15 protein-coding genes and 1 riboswitch are annotated in these 15,941 nt (G+C 29.7%); of the genes, 13 read left to right on the top strand and 2 right to left on the bottom strand.

Annotated elements, in window-relative coordinates; all coding sequences use genetic code 11:
- Nucleotides 1-89: 89 nt before the first annotated feature.
- On the bottom strand, nucleotides 90-1,118 hold the full coding sequence (locus KO506_RS10135) for a hypothetical protein (RefSeq protein ID WP_215994789.1): 1,029 nt from the start codon (nucleotides 1,116-1,118) through the stop codon (nucleotides 90-92).
- A 303-nt stretch (nucleotides 1,119-1,421) separates the two neighbouring features.
- On the opposite strand from KO506_RS10135, the gene KO506_RS10130 reads away from it, so the two are divergent.
- From KO506_RS10130 to KO506_RS10120, 3 genes are all read left to right on the top strand, one after another.
- Complete coding sequence (locus KO506_RS10130; protein ID WP_215994788.1) at nucleotides 1,422-1,874, top strand: cold-shock protein; 453 nt, start codon at nucleotides 1,422-1,424, stop codon at nucleotides 1,872-1,874.
- Between the two features lie 87 nt (nucleotides 1,875-1,961).
- Nucleotides 1,962-2,777 carry an AraC family transcriptional regulator gene (locus KO506_RS10125; protein WP_215994787.1) on the top strand — a complete coding sequence of 272 codons (816 nt, stop codon included), beginning with the start codon at nucleotides 1,962-1,964 and terminating at the stop codon, nucleotides 2,775-2,777.
- 195 nt (nucleotides 2,778-2,972) lie between these two features.
- Nucleotides 2,973-5,489, top strand: coding sequence for an outer membrane beta-barrel protein (locus KO506_RS10120; RefSeq protein ID WP_215994786.1), 2,517 nt, complete (start codon nucleotides 2,973-2,975; stop codon nucleotides 5,487-5,489).
- A 93-nt stretch (nucleotides 5,490-5,582) separates the two neighbouring features.
- Here the strand turns inward: KO506_RS10120 and aroB are convergent, their stop codons facing one another.
- Nucleotides 5,583-6,641, bottom strand: coding sequence for a 3-dehydroquinate synthase (aroB, locus tag KO506_RS10115; protein WP_215994785.1), 1,059 nt, complete (start codon nucleotides 6,639-6,641; stop codon nucleotides 5,583-5,585).
- Between the two features lie 86 nt (nucleotides 6,642-6,727).
- Here aroB and KO506_RS10110 point away from each other — a divergent pair, with 86 nt between their 5' ends.
- The 10 genes from KO506_RS10110 (at nucleotide 6,728) to moeB (ending at nucleotide 15,877) form a co-directional block, all read left to right on the top strand.
- Entirely contained in the window at nucleotides 6,728-7,894 is a 1,167-nt protein-coding gene (locus tag KO506_RS10110; protein ID WP_215994843.1) for a proline dehydrogenase family protein, read from the top strand.
- Entirely contained in the window at nucleotides 7,894-8,190 is a 297-nt protein-coding gene (locus KO506_RS10105) for an LETM1 domain-containing protein (RefSeq protein ID WP_215994784.1), read from the top strand. Before KO506_RS10110 ends, KO506_RS10105 begins: the two co-directional genes overlap by 1 nt.
- 49 nt (nucleotides 8,191-8,239) lie before the next feature.
- Nucleotides 8,240-8,335, top strand: a riboswitch (TPP riboswitch).
- Nucleotides 8,336-8,404: 69 nt separating this feature from the next.
- Nucleotides 8,405-8,608 (top strand): sulfur carrier protein ThiS, encoded by a 204-nt coding sequence (thiS, locus tag KO506_RS10100; protein ID WP_215994783.1) that lies wholly within the window; start codon nucleotides 8,405-8,407, stop codon nucleotides 8,606-8,608.
- Nucleotides 8,609-8,776: 168 nt separating this feature from the next.
- On the top strand, nucleotides 8,777-10,639 hold the full coding sequence (gene thiC, locus KO506_RS10095; RefSeq protein ID WP_215994782.1) for a phosphomethylpyrimidine synthase ThiC: 1,863 nt from the start codon (nucleotides 8,777-8,779) through the stop codon (nucleotides 10,637-10,639).
- 121 nt (nucleotides 10,640-10,760) lie between these two features.
- Complete coding sequence (locus KO506_RS10090) at nucleotides 10,761-11,357, top strand: thiamine phosphate synthase (protein ID WP_215994781.1); 597 nt, start codon at nucleotides 10,761-10,763, stop codon at nucleotides 11,355-11,357.
- Nucleotides 11,358-11,472: 115 nt separating this feature from the next.
- Entirely contained in the window at nucleotides 11,473-12,234 is a 762-nt protein-coding gene (locus KO506_RS10085) for a hydroxymethylpyrimidine/phosphomethylpyrimidine kinase (RefSeq protein ID WP_215994780.1), read from the top strand.
- Nucleotides 12,234-12,866: a thiamine phosphate synthase gene (thiE, locus tag KO506_RS10080; protein WP_215994779.1), complete on the top strand. Its 633-nt coding sequence runs from the start codon at nucleotides 12,234-12,236 to the stop codon at nucleotides 12,864-12,866. Before KO506_RS10085 ends, thiE begins: the two co-directional genes overlap by 1 nt.
- Before the next feature lie 26 nt (nucleotides 12,867-12,892).
- Nucleotides 12,893-13,663 carry a thiazole synthase gene (locus KO506_RS10075; protein WP_215994778.1) on the top strand — a complete coding sequence of 257 codons (771 nt, stop codon included), beginning with the start codon at nucleotides 12,893-12,895 and terminating at the stop codon, nucleotides 13,661-13,663.
- Nucleotides 13,664-13,666: 3 nt separating this feature from the next.
- Complete coding sequence (gene thiH, locus KO506_RS10070; RefSeq protein ID WP_215994777.1) at nucleotides 13,667-14,779, top strand: 2-iminoacetate synthase ThiH; 1,113 nt, start codon at nucleotides 13,667-13,669, stop codon at nucleotides 14,777-14,779.
- A gap of 45 nt (nucleotides 14,780-14,824) precedes the next feature.
- Nucleotides 14,825-15,877, top strand: coding sequence for a HesA/MoeB/ThiF family protein (gene moeB, locus KO506_RS10065; RefSeq protein ID WP_215994776.1), 1,053 nt, complete (start codon nucleotides 14,825-14,827; stop codon nucleotides 15,875-15,877).
- Nucleotides 15,878-15,941 lie beyond the last annotated feature (64 nt).

The raw sequence follows: 15,941 nt of genomic DNA, 5'->3' as shown, positions 1-15,941 counted from the left end.
ATGATTTTTTAACATTGCTTATTAATCATAAAAAAAGACCTTTTGAAGAAATCAAAAGGTCTTTTATAAATAATTCAAATAAACAAATCTTATTCTTTATGCAAGTATACTGCAGATGCAGATGCTAAACTCGCATTATAAACTGGTGTAATGTTACCATCATTACTAATGTTAGTGTAAGCTAAAATTCTTCCTCCACCATTACCAGCTTCAGCAATAAATACTGTTTTAGATTCACCATCATAAGCAACATCAACAGGGTTACCTAATAACGTATTTGAACCAGCAATTCTAATTTGTTCAGATGCAGCAAGTGTAGCACCATCTGCTGTACTGCTAAATTTACTAGTAAAATTTTCTATTACATGAAACCCTCCATCATCTTGACCATTGCTGGCTTCACCAATATCAGTTAAAATCATAGTGTCTGTCATAGCATCATAAGTTAAACCATGTGTTCTAATAATACCTTCAATAGCAATTTGCTTTGTTGCTGATAAAGTAGTTGTAGATGAATTACTTAAAAAGTTTGAATAAACAGCTAATTCGTTTGTAGTATCTGCAATTGCATATAAATCATTGCCAATAAATGTAATTCCCCAAAGTTTAATATCTGTTGTTATTGTATTTCTTAAAGTAAAACTATCACCGTTTTTTGCATATACAAATAATCTACCATCAGCAGTAGTTTCATTGCCATCTGCATCAGCATTATCTGCAACTACATAAAAGTTATCATTTACAGCTAATTCTCTTGGGCTAGACATGTCTAAACTACCAGTTACACTTGCGTTTACAGTTGTAGATATAGAAGAAGTTAAAATTGAAATATCTGAATAACCTTCTAAACCAAAAGTTGTTCTATTTGCTTGTACAATTAAATCTTCATCTCCATCATAATATATTCCGTCTGCTTTTGTAGTATTTGTAGTAAGTGTAGATTGTGTTACTGCGTTTATAGAACTTACATCGTATATATTTACGTTACCATCTCCATTATTAGAGGTAAATAAAATTTTTGTGTCTAGTTCAGTAGTTAATTCATTATTACTTTCTGTACAAGATGTTAACCCGATTGTAATTGCACCTATTAATGCTAAAGTTTTAAATGTTGTCATTGTATTTTAATTTAGATTATACAGTTACTTACGAGAGGTTTTAAACTATGGTTTTTGAAAAATGAGTTTTTAACACTTTTTAACATTTATAGCTTAGAATTAATTTAATATTGCTTTCAATTTTGAAAACCTTTTTTTTTATAATACCTTTGTAAAACAGAGAGATTTCTTAAAATTACCTACTTAGCTATATTGTCTTTATAATTTTAGGTTTAAGACAATTTCTAAAGCTTATATTCTTAGAAAAAGAAAATTTCTCAAACGAGTATAGGTTAAATCATAATAAAAACATTTATATAGTTAATGGCAAAATCGCAACAAACATTTAGTAAAAGTGAAAAAGAAAAAAAACGCTTAAAGAAAAGAGCAGATAAGCGTAAAAAAATGGAGGCAAGAAAAGCGAACAAAGAAGAAAATGGAACTTCAGGGATACAGTTTGCTTATGTAGATCATAATGGAAATTTAACAGATACTCCACCAGATCCAGAATTAAAAGTAGAATACGAGTTAGAAGATATTCAGATATCTGTAACTAAAAAAGAAGATTTACCAGAAGAAGACCCTGTAAGAAAAGGAAAAGTAAATTTCTTTGATAGTTCTAAAGGTTTTGGTTTTATTATAGATTCTGACAATGGTGAAAAATATTTTACTCACGTTAGTGGATTAATTGATACTATTGCAGAAAATGATAAAGTTTCTTTCGAACTTGAAAAAGGAATGCGTGGTATGAATGCTGTAAAAGTTAAGAAAATTTAATTTTTTGTTTAAAAACAAATAAAAAAAGCCTTTTAATTAAAAAGGCTTTTTTTTATGGACAGTATTTAATAAATTTAAATTTATTTGATGAAAAATAACATCAATACCTACAATAAAATATCAGATTACAAAGACATTAAAATTGAAGAGTTTGATGTAAATAAACGTTACACCAAGCCTCATAAACATAATAAGTATTTAGAAATTGTATATTTTATAAAGGGTAGTGGTTATCATCATTTAGATCTAAAAAGTTATCAAATAAAACCAGCAACTGTTTTTATTGTTAAAAAAGACGAAGTACATCATTGGGAAATTACTACAAAACCCAAAGGTTACGTAATTATTATAAAAGAAACGTTTTTAGAAAAAACTCTAGATAAACTTTTAAATAATCAGCTTTTAAAATTACAGCATAAATCAAAAATAAAAGTTTCAAAAGAAGATCTTTCTTTTAATGCACTTTTTACTTCTTTAGCTTGGGAAAAAAAGCAAGATATAATAAACAGTGAAGCAGTAGAAGGTGGCTTAAAAGCTCTTTTTGCCAAACTAGTAAACTACGCTCAGTTAGAAAAAGTAGAAAGAACAGATTTATTGATTTTGTTTACAGATTTATTATCTCAAAATTTAAAAAATAATGTACAATTTTACGCAGACAGATTAAATACTTCTCCTCAGAATTTAAATGCCGTTTGTAGAAAAGAGTTTAATAAAACTGCATCAGATGTTGTTGCTGAGCATATTATTAAAGAAGTTAAAAGACGTTTAATTTATTCTAATGAATCGATTAGTGAAATTGCTTTTAGCTTAGATTTTAAAGACACATCTCACTTCACAAAATACTTTAAAAGGTATACACATTTAACCCCAAAGCAATTTAGAATAGTAAATATTACTTCTTAGACCATTTGTTTTTCAAATACACCATTTTGCTATTGGTTTCAAAATTACATTTGTTTAATATTGTTAAGGATATAATTTAGAACTCAAATTTTAATTGATAACTAACAAATCAATCAATTAAATGTTATGTTAAGAGTTAGTCTAATCACTTAATAATGGAAACAAATCAAATAAAATTAACTAAAAAGTAAAACAATGAGATTAACAAAATGTATGTTTTTATTTCTGACTTTATTGCTGAGTCAGATTGCAACTGCACAAATAACTGGTAAGGTTATTGAAAATGATGAAAATTATCCACTAGAATACGCAACAATAGCACTGTATAATTCAACTACAAAAACATTAGTAAATGGTGTTGTAACAGATTTTGATGGTCTTTTTTCTATTGATAATATAAAACCAGGTAATTATTATATAGAAGCTTCATTTATCGGTTATCAATTAAAAACAATAGCATCAATCAACATCAATAAAAAAGGAGAAAAGAAAGATTTAGGGGTAATTAAATTATCTTTAGGTGCTAGCAATCAGTTGAATGAAGTGGTTTTAAAATCAGAAAAAAAAGCAGTTTTACACAAAATTGACAGACAGGTTTTTGATACTAAAAAGTTTCAAAATACAGTGGGTGGTAATGCAGTAGATGTTGTTAAAAATCTACCTTCTGTAACTATTGATGGTTTAGGCGAAATAAGTGTAAGAGGTAGTAAAGGTTTTACAGTTTTAATAAATGGTAAGCCAACGCAAGGAGATACCAGTGCTATTTTAGCACAATTACCAGCAAATGCATTAGAAACTGTTGAGTTAATTACAGCTCCTTCTGCAAAATACGATCCTGAAGGTAAAGGAGGTATTTTAAATATCATCACTAAAAAAGGAGCAATAAACGGAACCTTTGCACAAGTAAATGTCAAAGGTGGTTTCCCATCAATAGAAGATTACGAAACAAAAGTTGCTGCAAAAAGATACGGAATTGACGTAACTGTAAATAACAGAACAGATAATTGGAATGTTTCTGTTGGAGCTAGTTACCAGAGAAATGATAAAGCTGGTAGAAGAGAAGGAGATATGTTCATTGTAAATGCAGCAGAAAATAAAACCACATTTTTGCCTTCTGATGGAGAGCGTAGTTTTGATGAAGTTACATACAATGGACGTTTTAATATTGATTATACTCCAAATAAATCTGATGCTTTTTCTTTAGGATTTTTTGCAGGTAAACGTACAAAAGAACGTTTGGCAGATATTGTGTATTATGATAATCATTCCATTTCACCTATTGGTGGATCTACAAGAGATTATACTTTTGCGTATTACAATCATAATTTAAGAATACGAAAAGGTGATTTTGCTTTAGGTAGTTTTGATTATGCTCATCAATTTGATAATCAATCTAAAATTTCTACATCAATTTTATACGAATATACTTTTTTAGGTGGTCCAACAGAGAATGACAATTTAGGGCATCCAGATAATGATATCGTTTACCAAAGAGAATACAACACCAATGATAATCCTTTGTATGGAGCTCGTTTTAATTTAGATTATAAATGGAAACCTTTTTCTTTCGGAACTTTAGAAACGGGTTATCAATATAGAGATTTAGATCATACAGGTAAATTTGTTTATGAAAGAGATGGAGTTTTAGTACCAGAATTTTCGAGTGATATTAGTTTAAAAAGAAGTATTCATTCTGGTTATGCACAAGTTTCTGCATCTAAAAGCAAATGGGATTATGCTGCTGGTGTTCGTGTAGAATCTATGGATAGAGAATACAAAGAAGCCTTATTAAGTGAAGTTACAGAAAATGTATACGATTACGATTTTGTAAAATTATTCCCATCTGCATCTTTACAATATAAGGTTAATGATAAAACAAATATTAAAACAGCTTACAGCAAAAGAGTAGAAAGAACCACTACTTTTAAAATGAATAGTTTTGCAGAACGTGAACATTCTGAAGTTTTTGAACAAGGTGATAATACTTTATTACCAGAGTTTATAGATTTGGTTGAATTAGGTGTCACTAAAAAATTAAAAGGCGGTAATTCTGTGTATGCAACTGCTTATTTTAGACATGTAGATAATGTTATAAATCGTGTAAATACCTTAGCTTACGAGGAAAATGGACAAGTTATAGATAGTATTATCAACCGAGTTTATTCTAATGTGGGTAAAAGCAATTCGTTAGGTTTAGAATTGGGTGCAACTATAAAACCAACTGACAATTGGACTAATTTTATAGGCGTAAATGTGTATAATTATGATATTGATGGCGTTCTAAATTTTAGACACAGAGATGGTATAGAAAGAAATTATGATATCGATTCTAAATCAACAATTTATTCTATCAATTTAAATTCAACTTATAATTTTTGGCAAAATGCTTCTTTACAATTTACCTTTAATTATTTGTCTGATAGAAATACAGCAATGGGTGAAGATTCTCGTTTTTACTCACCAAACTTAACGTTCATAAAAAAGTTTATGGACGATAGATTAACAGCAACTTTACAATGGCAAAATATAGATATGGGCTTGCTAAACACAAACGAACAACGGATTACAACCTCTAGAGCCAATCAATTTTACACAACCACAAATTATGTTTATGAAGTAGATATGGTTACACTAAATCTGTCTTATACATTTAATGCTGCTAAAAATAAATCGAAGTTTATTGATAGCGAATTTGGTAAACGAGAGTTTTAAAAATTTAGTTGGTTAAATTAAAAAGACCTTTCAATTGTATAATTGAAAGGTCTTTTTGTATGTTATAAATTTCAAAATTTTTAATCAAAAGTATTATTGATTATAAAACTCCATACTTTCTATAATTAATTCTTCAGGCACTTTACAATCAATTTTAAAGTCTTCAAAATCGTTTAAAAGCACAAAGTTTACTTGTCCGTTTACGTTTTTCTTATCGTGTTTTAGTAAATCTAAGATTGATGAAAAATCTTCTTTTAACAACATTATTTTATCATAAATAGATACTACAACGTCTTTAACATCAGTAACTTTTTCTTCAGGAAAACCTAATAATTTAGCAGACATATAACATTCGCAAACCATACCAATTGCAATTGCTTCTCCATGCGTTAAGTTTTCTTTGTCTTCAGATTCTAAGTAAAAAGATTCTATGGCGTGGCCTAAAGTATGCCCAAAATTTAAAATTTTACGTAAATTTTTTTCTTTAGGATCTTGTAAAACAACTTCGTTTTTAATCTCTACAGATCTAAAAATTAAATCGCTAATATTTAAGTCTTTGTTATCTTTTATTTGATTAAATAAGTTGATGTCATAAGTTACACCATATTTAATAATTTCTGCAGTACCTGATTTTATTTCTCTTGGTGCAACCGTTTCTAAATAGGCATTATCAACAATTACCATTTGCGGATTTGCAAACAAACCAATTTGGTTTTTTAAAACACCAAGATCTACACCAGTTTTTCCACCCACAGAAGCATCAACCATGGATAATAAGGTTGTTGGTATGTTTACAAAATCGATTCCGCGTTTAAAACACGATGCAACAAAACCACCTAAATCTGTAATAACACCACCACCTAAAGTAATCAATAAACTTTTTCGATCTCCACCTAAATCTGTAATTGCATTCCAAACACCAATACAAGTTTCTAAATTTTTGTTGATTTCTCCAGATTCAATTTCTATCAATTCAATCTTTTTATCTGTAGCTAAATTGGGTATAAACTTCGGATAACAATGCTCTAAAGTATTCTCATCAACCAAAATAAAGATTGTAGAATAATTATTTTTTTTGATTAATTTAGAAAGCACTTTATAACTTTCTTCTTGAAAATGAACAGGATAAGAAACTGCTTGTATGGTTTGCATTCGTTTATTTATTTAGTATGCAAATTAAAAATAAATAATTGAATTATTTGTACTCTTCAACTATCTTTGTTTTTAGTAAAATTCAAATTATGAAACTTTTCGATAACACAGAGGTTGCTTTTGCATTAAAATCTGATTCTCAATTAGAGCGTGCGTATTTTTTATTTAAGATGATACAAAGTCAACCCATGGTAAAAATAGGTAGTGCAGTAACCAACTTTGCTTTAAAAGCCCATTTGCCAATAGAAGGTTTAATTCGTACTACCGTTTTCGATCATTTTTGTGGAGGCGTAACCGAAGATGATTGTTTGCCAATTATCGATAATATGTTCGATAATGGAAAAGTGCATAGTGTGTTAGATTATTCTGTAGAAGGTAAAGACGAAGAAGTTAGTTTTGATGGTGCTTTGAATAAAATTCTTAGAATTATTAATTTTTGTGAAGAAAAAAAATCCATTCCTTATGCTGTATTTAAACCATCAGGTTTTGGAAGATTTGGATTGTATCAAAAAATATCAGAAGATATCGATTTAACACCCGAAGAAAAAGAAGAATGGAAAAGAGTAGAAGATCGTTTTCATAAAGTGTGTAAAATTGCTGTAGAAAAAGATGTGCCTTTATTAATTGATGCAGAAGAAAGTTGGATGCAAAAAGCTGCTGATGAATTAATAGAAGAATTAATGGCTACTTATAATAAAGAAAAAGCCATTGTTTTTAATACTTTACAAATGTACAGGCATGATAGAATGGATTATCTTAAAGCGTTGCATCAAAAAGCACAAGAGAAAAATTTTCACATTGGTATGAAAGTAGTTCGTGGTGCTTACATGGAAAAAGAGCGAGAAAGAGCCCAGGAAAAAGGATATCCTTCACCAATTTGTAAAGACAAAAAGACTACAGATATTAATTACGATGCTGCCATAAAATATATGATGGAACACTCGAAAATGGCTGTTTTTGCAGGTACTCATAATGAAGAAAGTTCTTATTTGTTAATGGGTTTAGCAAAAAAATATGATATAAAAGTTAATGACAATCGTCTTTGGTTTGGACAGCTTTTTGGTATGAGCGATCATATCAGTTATAATTTAGCAAATCAAGGTTATAATGTGGCAAAATACCTACCTTTTGGTCCTGTTAGAGATGTGATGCCGTATTTAATTAGAAGAGCAGAAGAAAATACTTCTGTGGCTGGGCAAACCAGCAGAGAATTAAATTTACTTAAAACAGAAAGAAAGAGAAGAAAATTATAATGACTAGCATAGAAGAGTTAAAACAGTTACTTATTAGAAATAAGCTTAGACTTGATCAAGAATTAAGGCAAAGCAAAGAAGCTGTTGTGCTTATAAAAAAATCTATGCACTCTAATTTGTCATCAGAAGAAAAAGAAAAAATTAGAGTTCAGTTGTTAGATATTTGTAAAGCAATACCTGCTTTAGCTGTTTTCTTATTGCCTGGTGGAGCTTTATTATTACCGCTTTTAATCAAATTAATCCCAGATATTTTACCATCAGCATTTCAAGATGATTTACCTGGAGATAAAAAATAAAAAACATTAAATCCATATATTGTATCATTAAATATAATATATTTGAATTATTAAACTTTAGGAGTAGCTAGTTTTACTAGTTTGAGAAATATCCTTAGAACCTGATTTGGTTAATACCAACGTAGGAAAAAGTCATTCTTAAATGCATGCTTATACATATTATGTGTATATAAATGTATCTATTTTCTTCTAGAGTTTACTTTAAAAATCAAGTATGATGACTATAAAAGTAAACAACGAAACTCAAGAAATTTCCAACAAAACAACATTACAAGAATTGGTTGATTATTTAAAAATCACTACCAATGGCATTGCTATTGCCATAAATAATGCTGTTGTTAAAAAAACAGATTGGAGTTCTAAAATTCTTCAACAAGAAGATGTTGTTTTAATTATAAAATCTACCCAAGGTGGATAAATCTACCGATAATTAAATAATTAAATATGTCAGTTCGAGTGATTTTAAGATACGAAAAATTGTTTCGAGAACTTTTTGAAACCGCAAAATTTACGAAAATTGACTAAGTTTTATAATACTACACAATAGTTTTAATAATAAACAAAACAACATCTTTTAAAATATATTATGAAGAAAAAAGACACAGCACCAAAAAAAGGTCAAGTAACAAGAAATCCTTTTCCAAACTCGAAAAAAAATTATGTTCAAGGAAAAATACATCCACAAATTAACGTAGCAATGCGTGAAATTTCTTTGAGTGATACAATTGATTCCATGACGAAAAATAAAACGCCAAATGAACCTGTTACTGTTTACGATACTTCTGGGCCATACACAGACCCAAGTAAAGAAATCAATGTTCATAATGGAATAGAAAGAATTAAAGAACAATGGATTTTAGATAGAAATGATGTTGAGCAATTAGATGCATTTTCATCAAAATATTGTAACGAACGTTTAAGTGATAAAAGTTTAGACCACATGCGTTTCGATTTAAAACACAAGCCAAAACGTGCTAAAAAAGGACAAAATGTAACCCAATTACATTATGCTAAAAAAGGTATTATTACTCCAGAAATGGAGTACATCTCAATTCGTGAAAATCAACGAATTGATGAAATGAACGAAATAAGAAAACAACACAAAGGCGAACATTTTGGCGCATCAATTCCAGAGAAAATTACACCAGAATTTGTAAGAAGCGAAGTTGCAAGAGGTCGTGCTGTAATTCCATCAAACATCAATCATCCAGAAGCAGAACCTATGATCTTAGGGAGAAATTTCTTGGTAAAAATTAATGCAAATATTGGTAATTCAGCAACTACATCATCCATAGAAGAAGAAGTAGAAAAAGCAGTTTGGGCTTGTAGATGGGGAGCAGATAATATTATGGATTTATCAACAGGTCAAAATATTCATGAAACCAGAGAGTGGATTGTACGTAATTCGCCTGTTCCTGTGGGTACAGTTCCTATTTATCAAGCTTTAGAAAAAGTAAACGGAGTTGCAGAAGATTTAACTTGGGAAATTTTTAAAGACACTTTAATAGAACAAGCAGAACAAGGTGTAGATTATTTTACCATTCACGCAGGTGTTTTGTTACGTTATGTGCCAATGACTGCAAAACGTGTAACAGGTATTGTATCAAGAGGTGGTTCTATTATGGCAAAATGGTGTTTGGCACATCATAAAGAAAGTTTTTTGTACACACATTTCGAAGATATTTGCGAAATTTTAAAACAATATGATGTTGCTTTTTCTTTAGGTGATGGTTTACGACCAGGTTCTGTAGCAGATGCCAATGACGAAGCTCAGTTTGCTGAATTAGAAACTTTAGGAGAATTAACACAAATTGCTCGTAAGCACGAAGTTCAGTGTTTTATAGAAGGTCCAGGACACGTGCCAATGCATATGATTAAAGAAAATATGGAAAAGCAAATCGAAGTTTGTGACGAAGCTCCTTTTTACACTTTAGGGCCTTTAACAACTGATATTGCACCAGGTTACGATCATATTACATCTGGAATTGGAGCTGCTATGATTGGTTGGTATGGCTGTGCAATGTTGTGTTATGTAACACCAAAAGAACATTTGGGTTTGCCTAATAAAGAAGATGTTCGTGTGGGAGTTGTTACTTATAAACTAGCAGCGCATGCAGCTGATTTGGCAAAAGGTCACCCAGGTGCTCAGCACAGAGACAATGCATTAAGTATGGCGCGATTTGAGTTTCGTTGGGAAGATCAATTCAATTTAGGACTCGATCCAGAACGTGCTAGAGAATATCACGATGAAACTTTACCTGCTGCAGGTGCAAAAATTGCCCATTTCTGTTCTATGTGTGGACCTAAATTTTGCTCTATGAAAATATCGCAAGAAGTGCGAGATTTTGCTGCTGAAAATGAAATTGATGAGAACAATGAAATTTTTCAAAAAGGAATGGAAGAAAAATCGAAAGAATTTAAAGAAAAAGGATCAGAAGTGTATTTGTAAAATTTTTAGGAAGTTCCCACGCTTTTGAAAAAAAAGCGTGGTCGGGCTTTACGTTATATCTTTTTTGTAGAAAAAACAAAAAAGGATGCCACTTCAATCCCTAACTCAAAACTAAACAGTTATGATAATTCTAATCGCTCCAGAACAAGACATTCCTAATGAAATTGAAATATTAAATCAATTATTTAAAGAAGGTTTACAATTTTATCATTTTAGAAAACCAGATAAAAATTACGAAGAACACATTGTGTATTTAAATCAAATAGATAGAAAATATCATAATAGAATTGTAGTACATTTTTATCACGAATTGATCAATGATTTTAATTTAAAAGGAATCCATTTTCAGGAACAAAAAAGAAAAGATTCTTTAGAAAAAGGAATTGGATATTTTAATGGTTTAAAAATGAATGGTAAAACAATGAGCAGTTCTTTTCACGAACCAGAAGATTTAGCGGCTTGTAATTTAATATTCGATTATCATTTATTGAGTCCTGTTTTTTCATCAATATCAAAACAAGGTTATCAAGGTAGAGGTTTTGATGTCAATCATATCAATAAAACAATTATAGGAATGGGAGGAATCAATAGAGAAACCATCCAAGAAACCATACAATTAGGTTTTAAAGGAATTGGAGTTTTAGGTGGCGTTTGGAATGTAGAAAATCCTGTAGAGAGTTTTAAAAGTATAAAGGAGAAGTTTTACTCGTTAGTATGATTTTGATCTGTCAGTTCGAGTGTTTTTATTGAGTTAAAACGAAATAAAAATGTATCGAGAACATATTTACAAAACAATAATCTATTTCAGGATTAAAAACTAAAAGCTTAAAAATTTGAATCAAAAAAACTACATACTTACTATTGCAGGTTTAGATCCTTCAAGTGGAGCAGGAATCACTTCTGATATTAAAACATTTGAAGCGCATGGTTTATATGGCTTATCTGTTTGTACAGCAGTTACAGTTCAAAATGATGTTGAATTTAAAAACTGTATTTGGATAGATAAACAAGTTATTTTAAATCAAATTGAATTGCTTTTCGAACGGTTTTCAATTTCAATAGTAAAAATAGGAATCATTCAATCTTGGGAAGTTTTGTTAGAAGTTGTATTGCTCTTAAAGAAGAATAATTCTGAAATAAAAATAGTTTTAGATCCAATCTTAAAGGCAAGTGCAGGGTTTAGTTTTCATTCAAAACAAGATTTACTGGTTTTTGAAAAAGTATTACAAAACTGTCATTTTATTACGCCAAATTACAACGAAATAAAAGATTTATTTCCTGATAAATCAATAGAAGAAACTATCGATTTTATATCAGAAAAAACAAATATTTATCTAAAAGGCGGTCATAGAAAAGATAAAGTCGGTTGGGATGAAGTGCATTACAGTAAAATTGTAAAACTGAATATTCCACCAATAACCACGGATTCTAAATTCGAAAAACATGGAAGTGGGTGTGTTTTATCATCAGCTTTGGCTGCGAATTTATCAAAAGATATTCCTTTAGAAGATGCTTGTAAAAATGCAAAATTATATACGGAACAATTTTTAAGTTCTAACAAAACCTTATTAGGGACACATATTTATCAGAATTAATGATTTGTAAATTACAATACATAACACAAGGTAAAACACCAGAAGAGCATTTAAGTAATCTAGAAAAAGTTTGTATTACTGGTGCAGATTGGGTGCAATTACGATTAAAAAATTTAGATGTTGATGTCATTTTAGAAACAGCCAAAAAAGCGAGAGAAATAACATCAAAATATCAAACAAAATTAATTATTAACGATTATTATAAAATTGCAAAAACAGTAAATGCTGACGGAGTTCATTTGGGTAAAAATGATGAATGTCCGTTAATAGTTCGTGAGTTTTTAGGAAGCTCTTTTATAATAGGAGGAACCGCAAATACAGTTGAAGATTGTAAAATTTTATTAGATAAAAAAGTAGATTATATTGGTTTAGGACCTTATCAATTTACCAAAACAAAAAAGAATTTAAGTCCGGTTTTAGGCGTTTTAGGATATCAAAATATATTAGAAAAACTTGAAACTAAAACACCCATAATTGCTATTGGAGGAATTGAGCTAAAAGATGTTTCAGAAATTATAAATACGGGTATTTATGGAGTTGCTGTGTCTGGAACAATTACAAAAGATATCCATACAGTTTCAAAATTTTATCAAATTATAAATAATCAAAAAGAGCAAAAAGTTGTTTGCTAGATGATTGATAAAAAAAAATAAAAAAAATGAATCAAAAATTAAAAATAGCCGATAAAGAATTTACATCTCGTTTGTTTACAGGAACAGGAAAATTTAGTTCCTCCAAATTAATGAGAGCATCTTTATTAGCATCAGAAAGTGAATTGATAACAGTGGCTTTAAAAAGAGTAGATGTTACAAATGATGAAGATGATATTTTAACACATTTAAATCATAAACACATCAATTTATTGCCAAATACTTCTGGAGTTAGAACTGCAAAAGAAGCGATTTTTGCAGCAGAGTTATCAAGAGAAGCTTTACAAACCAATTGGGTGAAATTGGAAATTCATCCAGATCCAAGATATTTATTACCAGATCCAATAGAAACTTTAAAAGCTGCTGAAGAGTTGGTTAAATTGGGTTTTGTAGTGATGCCTTATATTCATGCAGATCCTGTTTTATGCAAACGATTAGAAGAAGTAGGTGCGCAATGCGTAATGCCTTTAGGTGCACCAATTGGGAGTAATAAAGGTTTAAAAACACAAGATTTTTTAGAGATTATTATAGAACAATCTAATGTGCCAGTTATTGTAGATGCTGGTATTGGAGCACCTTCTCATGCAGCTCACGCAATGGAATTAGGTGCAGATGCAGTTTTGGTAAATACTGCAATTGCGGTTTCTCAAAATCCGATTTCTATGGCAAAAGCATTTAAAATGGCTGTTGAATCTGGAAGAATGGCTTTTGAAGCAAAATTGGCTCTTATAAAAAATCAAGCAGAAGCCAGTAGTCCATTAACCAGTTTTTTAAATTAAGAAATGAGTCATTTTAAAACACTTTTTGATACTTACAATTGGGATTTTATATTACAAAGTATTTTTAATAAAACAGAAGTTGAGGTAAAACAAGCTTTAGCAAAAGAGAAGCGAGATTTAGAAGATTTTAAAGCATTAATTTCTCCTGCAGCCAAACCTTTTTTAGAAGAAATGGCTTATAAAAGTAAGGTTTTAACCAAAAAAAGATTCGGAAATACGATGCAAATGTATGCACCAATGTATTTGAGTAACGAGTGTCAGAATATTTGCACTTATTGTGGTTTTAGTTTGACAAATAAAATTCCGAGAAGAACGTTAACAGATGCAGAAATTTTAAAGGAAGTTGCATTTTTAAAGCACAAAGGTTACGATCATATTTTATTAGTTACTGGAGAAGCCAATCAAAAAGTGGGTGTAGATTATATTAATAATGCGATTCGATTAATCCGTTCTCATTTTTCTAATATTACTATAGAAGTTCAGCCTTTAGATCAAGATGAATATGAACTTTTAATACAAAATGGTTTGTATGCGGTTTTGGTATATCAAGAAACCTATCATAGAGATGAGTATAAAAAACACCATCCAAAAGGAAAAAAATCGAATTTCGATTATCGTTTAGACACACCAGATCGTTTAGGAAAAGCTGGAGTTCATAAAATTGGTTTAGGCGCTTTATTTGGGTTGGAAGATTGGAGAGCAGATAGTTTTTTTACAGCGTTACATTTACAATATTTGCAAAAAACGTATTGGAAAACCAAGTATTCAATTTCTTTTCCTAGATTACGTCCACATTCAGGAGGTTTAGATCCAAAAGTTGAAATGACAGATTCAGATTTGGTACAATTAATTTGTGCTTTTCGTTTGTTAGATGAAGATGTAGAATTATCAATGTCTACTAGAGAAAGTGAAATTTTTAGAAATAATATTGTTAATTTGGGCATTACATCCATCAGTGCAGAGTCTAAAACAAATCCTGGTGGATATTCTGTAGAACCACAATCTTTAGAACAATTCGAAATTTCGGATGAAAGAAGTACAGAAAAAGTAGTAGAAATGTTAAAAAGTAGAGGTTTAGAAGTGGTTTGGAAAGATTGGGAATATTTTAGTTATTAATTACCGATTTCAAATTATAAATTACAAGTTTTAATCAAAATAGAGATGCTAACATCCGAAGAAAAAAAGCAATACAATCGTCATCTTATTTTAGATAAAATAGGAGAGAAAGGACAATTAAAACTTAAAAAAGCAAAAGTTTTGGTGATAGGAGCTGGTGGTTTAGGTTGCCCAGTTTTACAATATCTAACTGCTGCAGGAGTAGGAACAATCGGAATTATAGATGATGATGTAGTGGATCAAAGTAATTTACAACGTCAAATTTTATATACTATTGATGATATTGGATTTTCTAAAGCAGTAACAGCTTCAAAAAGATTATCAAAATTAAATCCGTTTGTAACATTCGATGTATATCAAGAAAAGTTAACAAGAGAAAATGCAATTTCTTTATTTGAAAAATATGATATTATTGTAGATGGAAGTGATAATTTTTCTACTCGATATTTAACTAATGATGCATCAATTATCACCAGAAAACCTTTGGTTTACGGAGCTATTTTTAAGTTTGAAGGTCAAGTGAGTGTATTAAATTATAAAGAAAGTGCAAGTTATAGATGTTTGTATCCAATTCCACCAAAACCAAATGAATCTCCAAATTGTTCAGAAATAGGAGTCTTAGGAGTTTTGCCAGGAATTATAGGCAGTTTTCAGGCAAACGAAGTCATTAAAATGATTTGCGAAATAGGAGAAGTGTTAACAAACAAAGTTCTTATTTATGACACCTTAACAATGCGTCAGTTAACATTAAAATTTGAGAAATCAGAAAATGCCAACATCACTAAATTAGAAGAAGATTATGATTTTTTCTGTGGAATAAAATCAGTAAAAAACGAAATAACTTTAGAAGAGATTGAAAATAATATAGAAAACTACAATTTATTAGATGTTCGTGAAGAATACGAACATGAAGATTATAATATTGGAGGTAAAAATATTCCATTAAGTGAATTGGATGATAGATTAGATGAGATTGATACTCAAAAACCAACTGTTGTTTACTGTGCAATTGGAATTAGAAGTAAAAAGGCAATTGATATTTTAGAGAAAAATGATAATAAAAGCGCATTTTATAACTTAAAAAATGGATGTTTTTAAAATTTAGCCTAATTATACTCTACTATTTTTAGTCTTTAAAATATAACAACTCAAAAATAACATG

Source organism: Polaribacter vadi (assembly GCF_018861005.1).
Lineage (GTDB): Bacteria > Bacteroidota > Bacteroidia > Flavobacteriales > Flavobacteriaceae > Polaribacter > Polaribacter vadi_A.
This window is presented reverse-complemented; position numbering and strand designations above follow the sequence as displayed.

Bases quoted from the DNA above. Each gene is read 5' to 3' on its own strand.
- KO506_RS10135 (WP_215994789.1), bottom strand. From the start codon at position 1,118: ATGACAACATTTAAAACTTTAGCATTAATAGGTGCAATTACAATCGGG.
- KO506_RS10130 (WP_215994788.1), top strand. From the start codon at position 1,422: ATGGCAAAATCGCAACAAACATTTAGTAAAAGTGAAAAAGAAAAAAAA.
- KO506_RS10125 (WP_215994787.1), top strand. From the start codon at position 1,962: ATGAAAAATAACATCAATACCTACAATAAAATATCAGATTACAAAGAC.
- KO506_RS10120 (WP_215994786.1), top strand. From the start codon at position 2,973: ATGAGATTAACAAAATGTATGTTTTTATTTCTGACTTTATTGCTGAGT.
- aroB (WP_215994785.1), bottom strand. From the start codon at position 6,641: ATGCAAACCATACAAGCAGTTTCTTATCCTGTTCATTTTCAAGAAGAA.
- KO506_RS10105 (WP_215994784.1), top strand. From the start codon at position 7,894: ATGACTAGCATAGAAGAGTTAAAACAGTTACTTATTAGAAATAAGCTT.
- thiS (WP_215994783.1), top strand. From the start codon at position 8,405: ATGATGACTATAAAAGTAAACAACGAAACTCAAGAAATTTCCAACAAA.
- thiC (WP_215994782.1), top strand. From the start codon at position 8,777: ATGAAGAAAAAAGACACAGCACCAAAAAAAGGTCAAGTAACAAGAAAT.
- KO506_RS10090 (WP_215994781.1), top strand. From the start codon at position 10,761: ATGATAATTCTAATCGCTCCAGAACAAGACATTCCTAATGAAATTGAA.
- thiE (WP_215994779.1), top strand. From the start codon at position 12,234: ATGATTTGTAAATTACAATACATAACACAAGGTAAAACACCAGAAGAG.
- KO506_RS10075 (WP_215994778.1), top strand. From the start codon at position 12,893: ATGAATCAAAAATTAAAAATAGCCGATAAAGAATTTACATCTCGTTTG.
- thiH (WP_215994777.1), top strand. From the start codon at position 13,667: ATGAGTCATTTTAAAACACTTTTTGATACTTACAATTGGGATTTTATA.
- moeB (WP_215994776.1), top strand. From the start codon at position 14,825: ATGCTAACATCCGAAGAAAAAAAGCAATACAATCGTCATCTTATTTTA.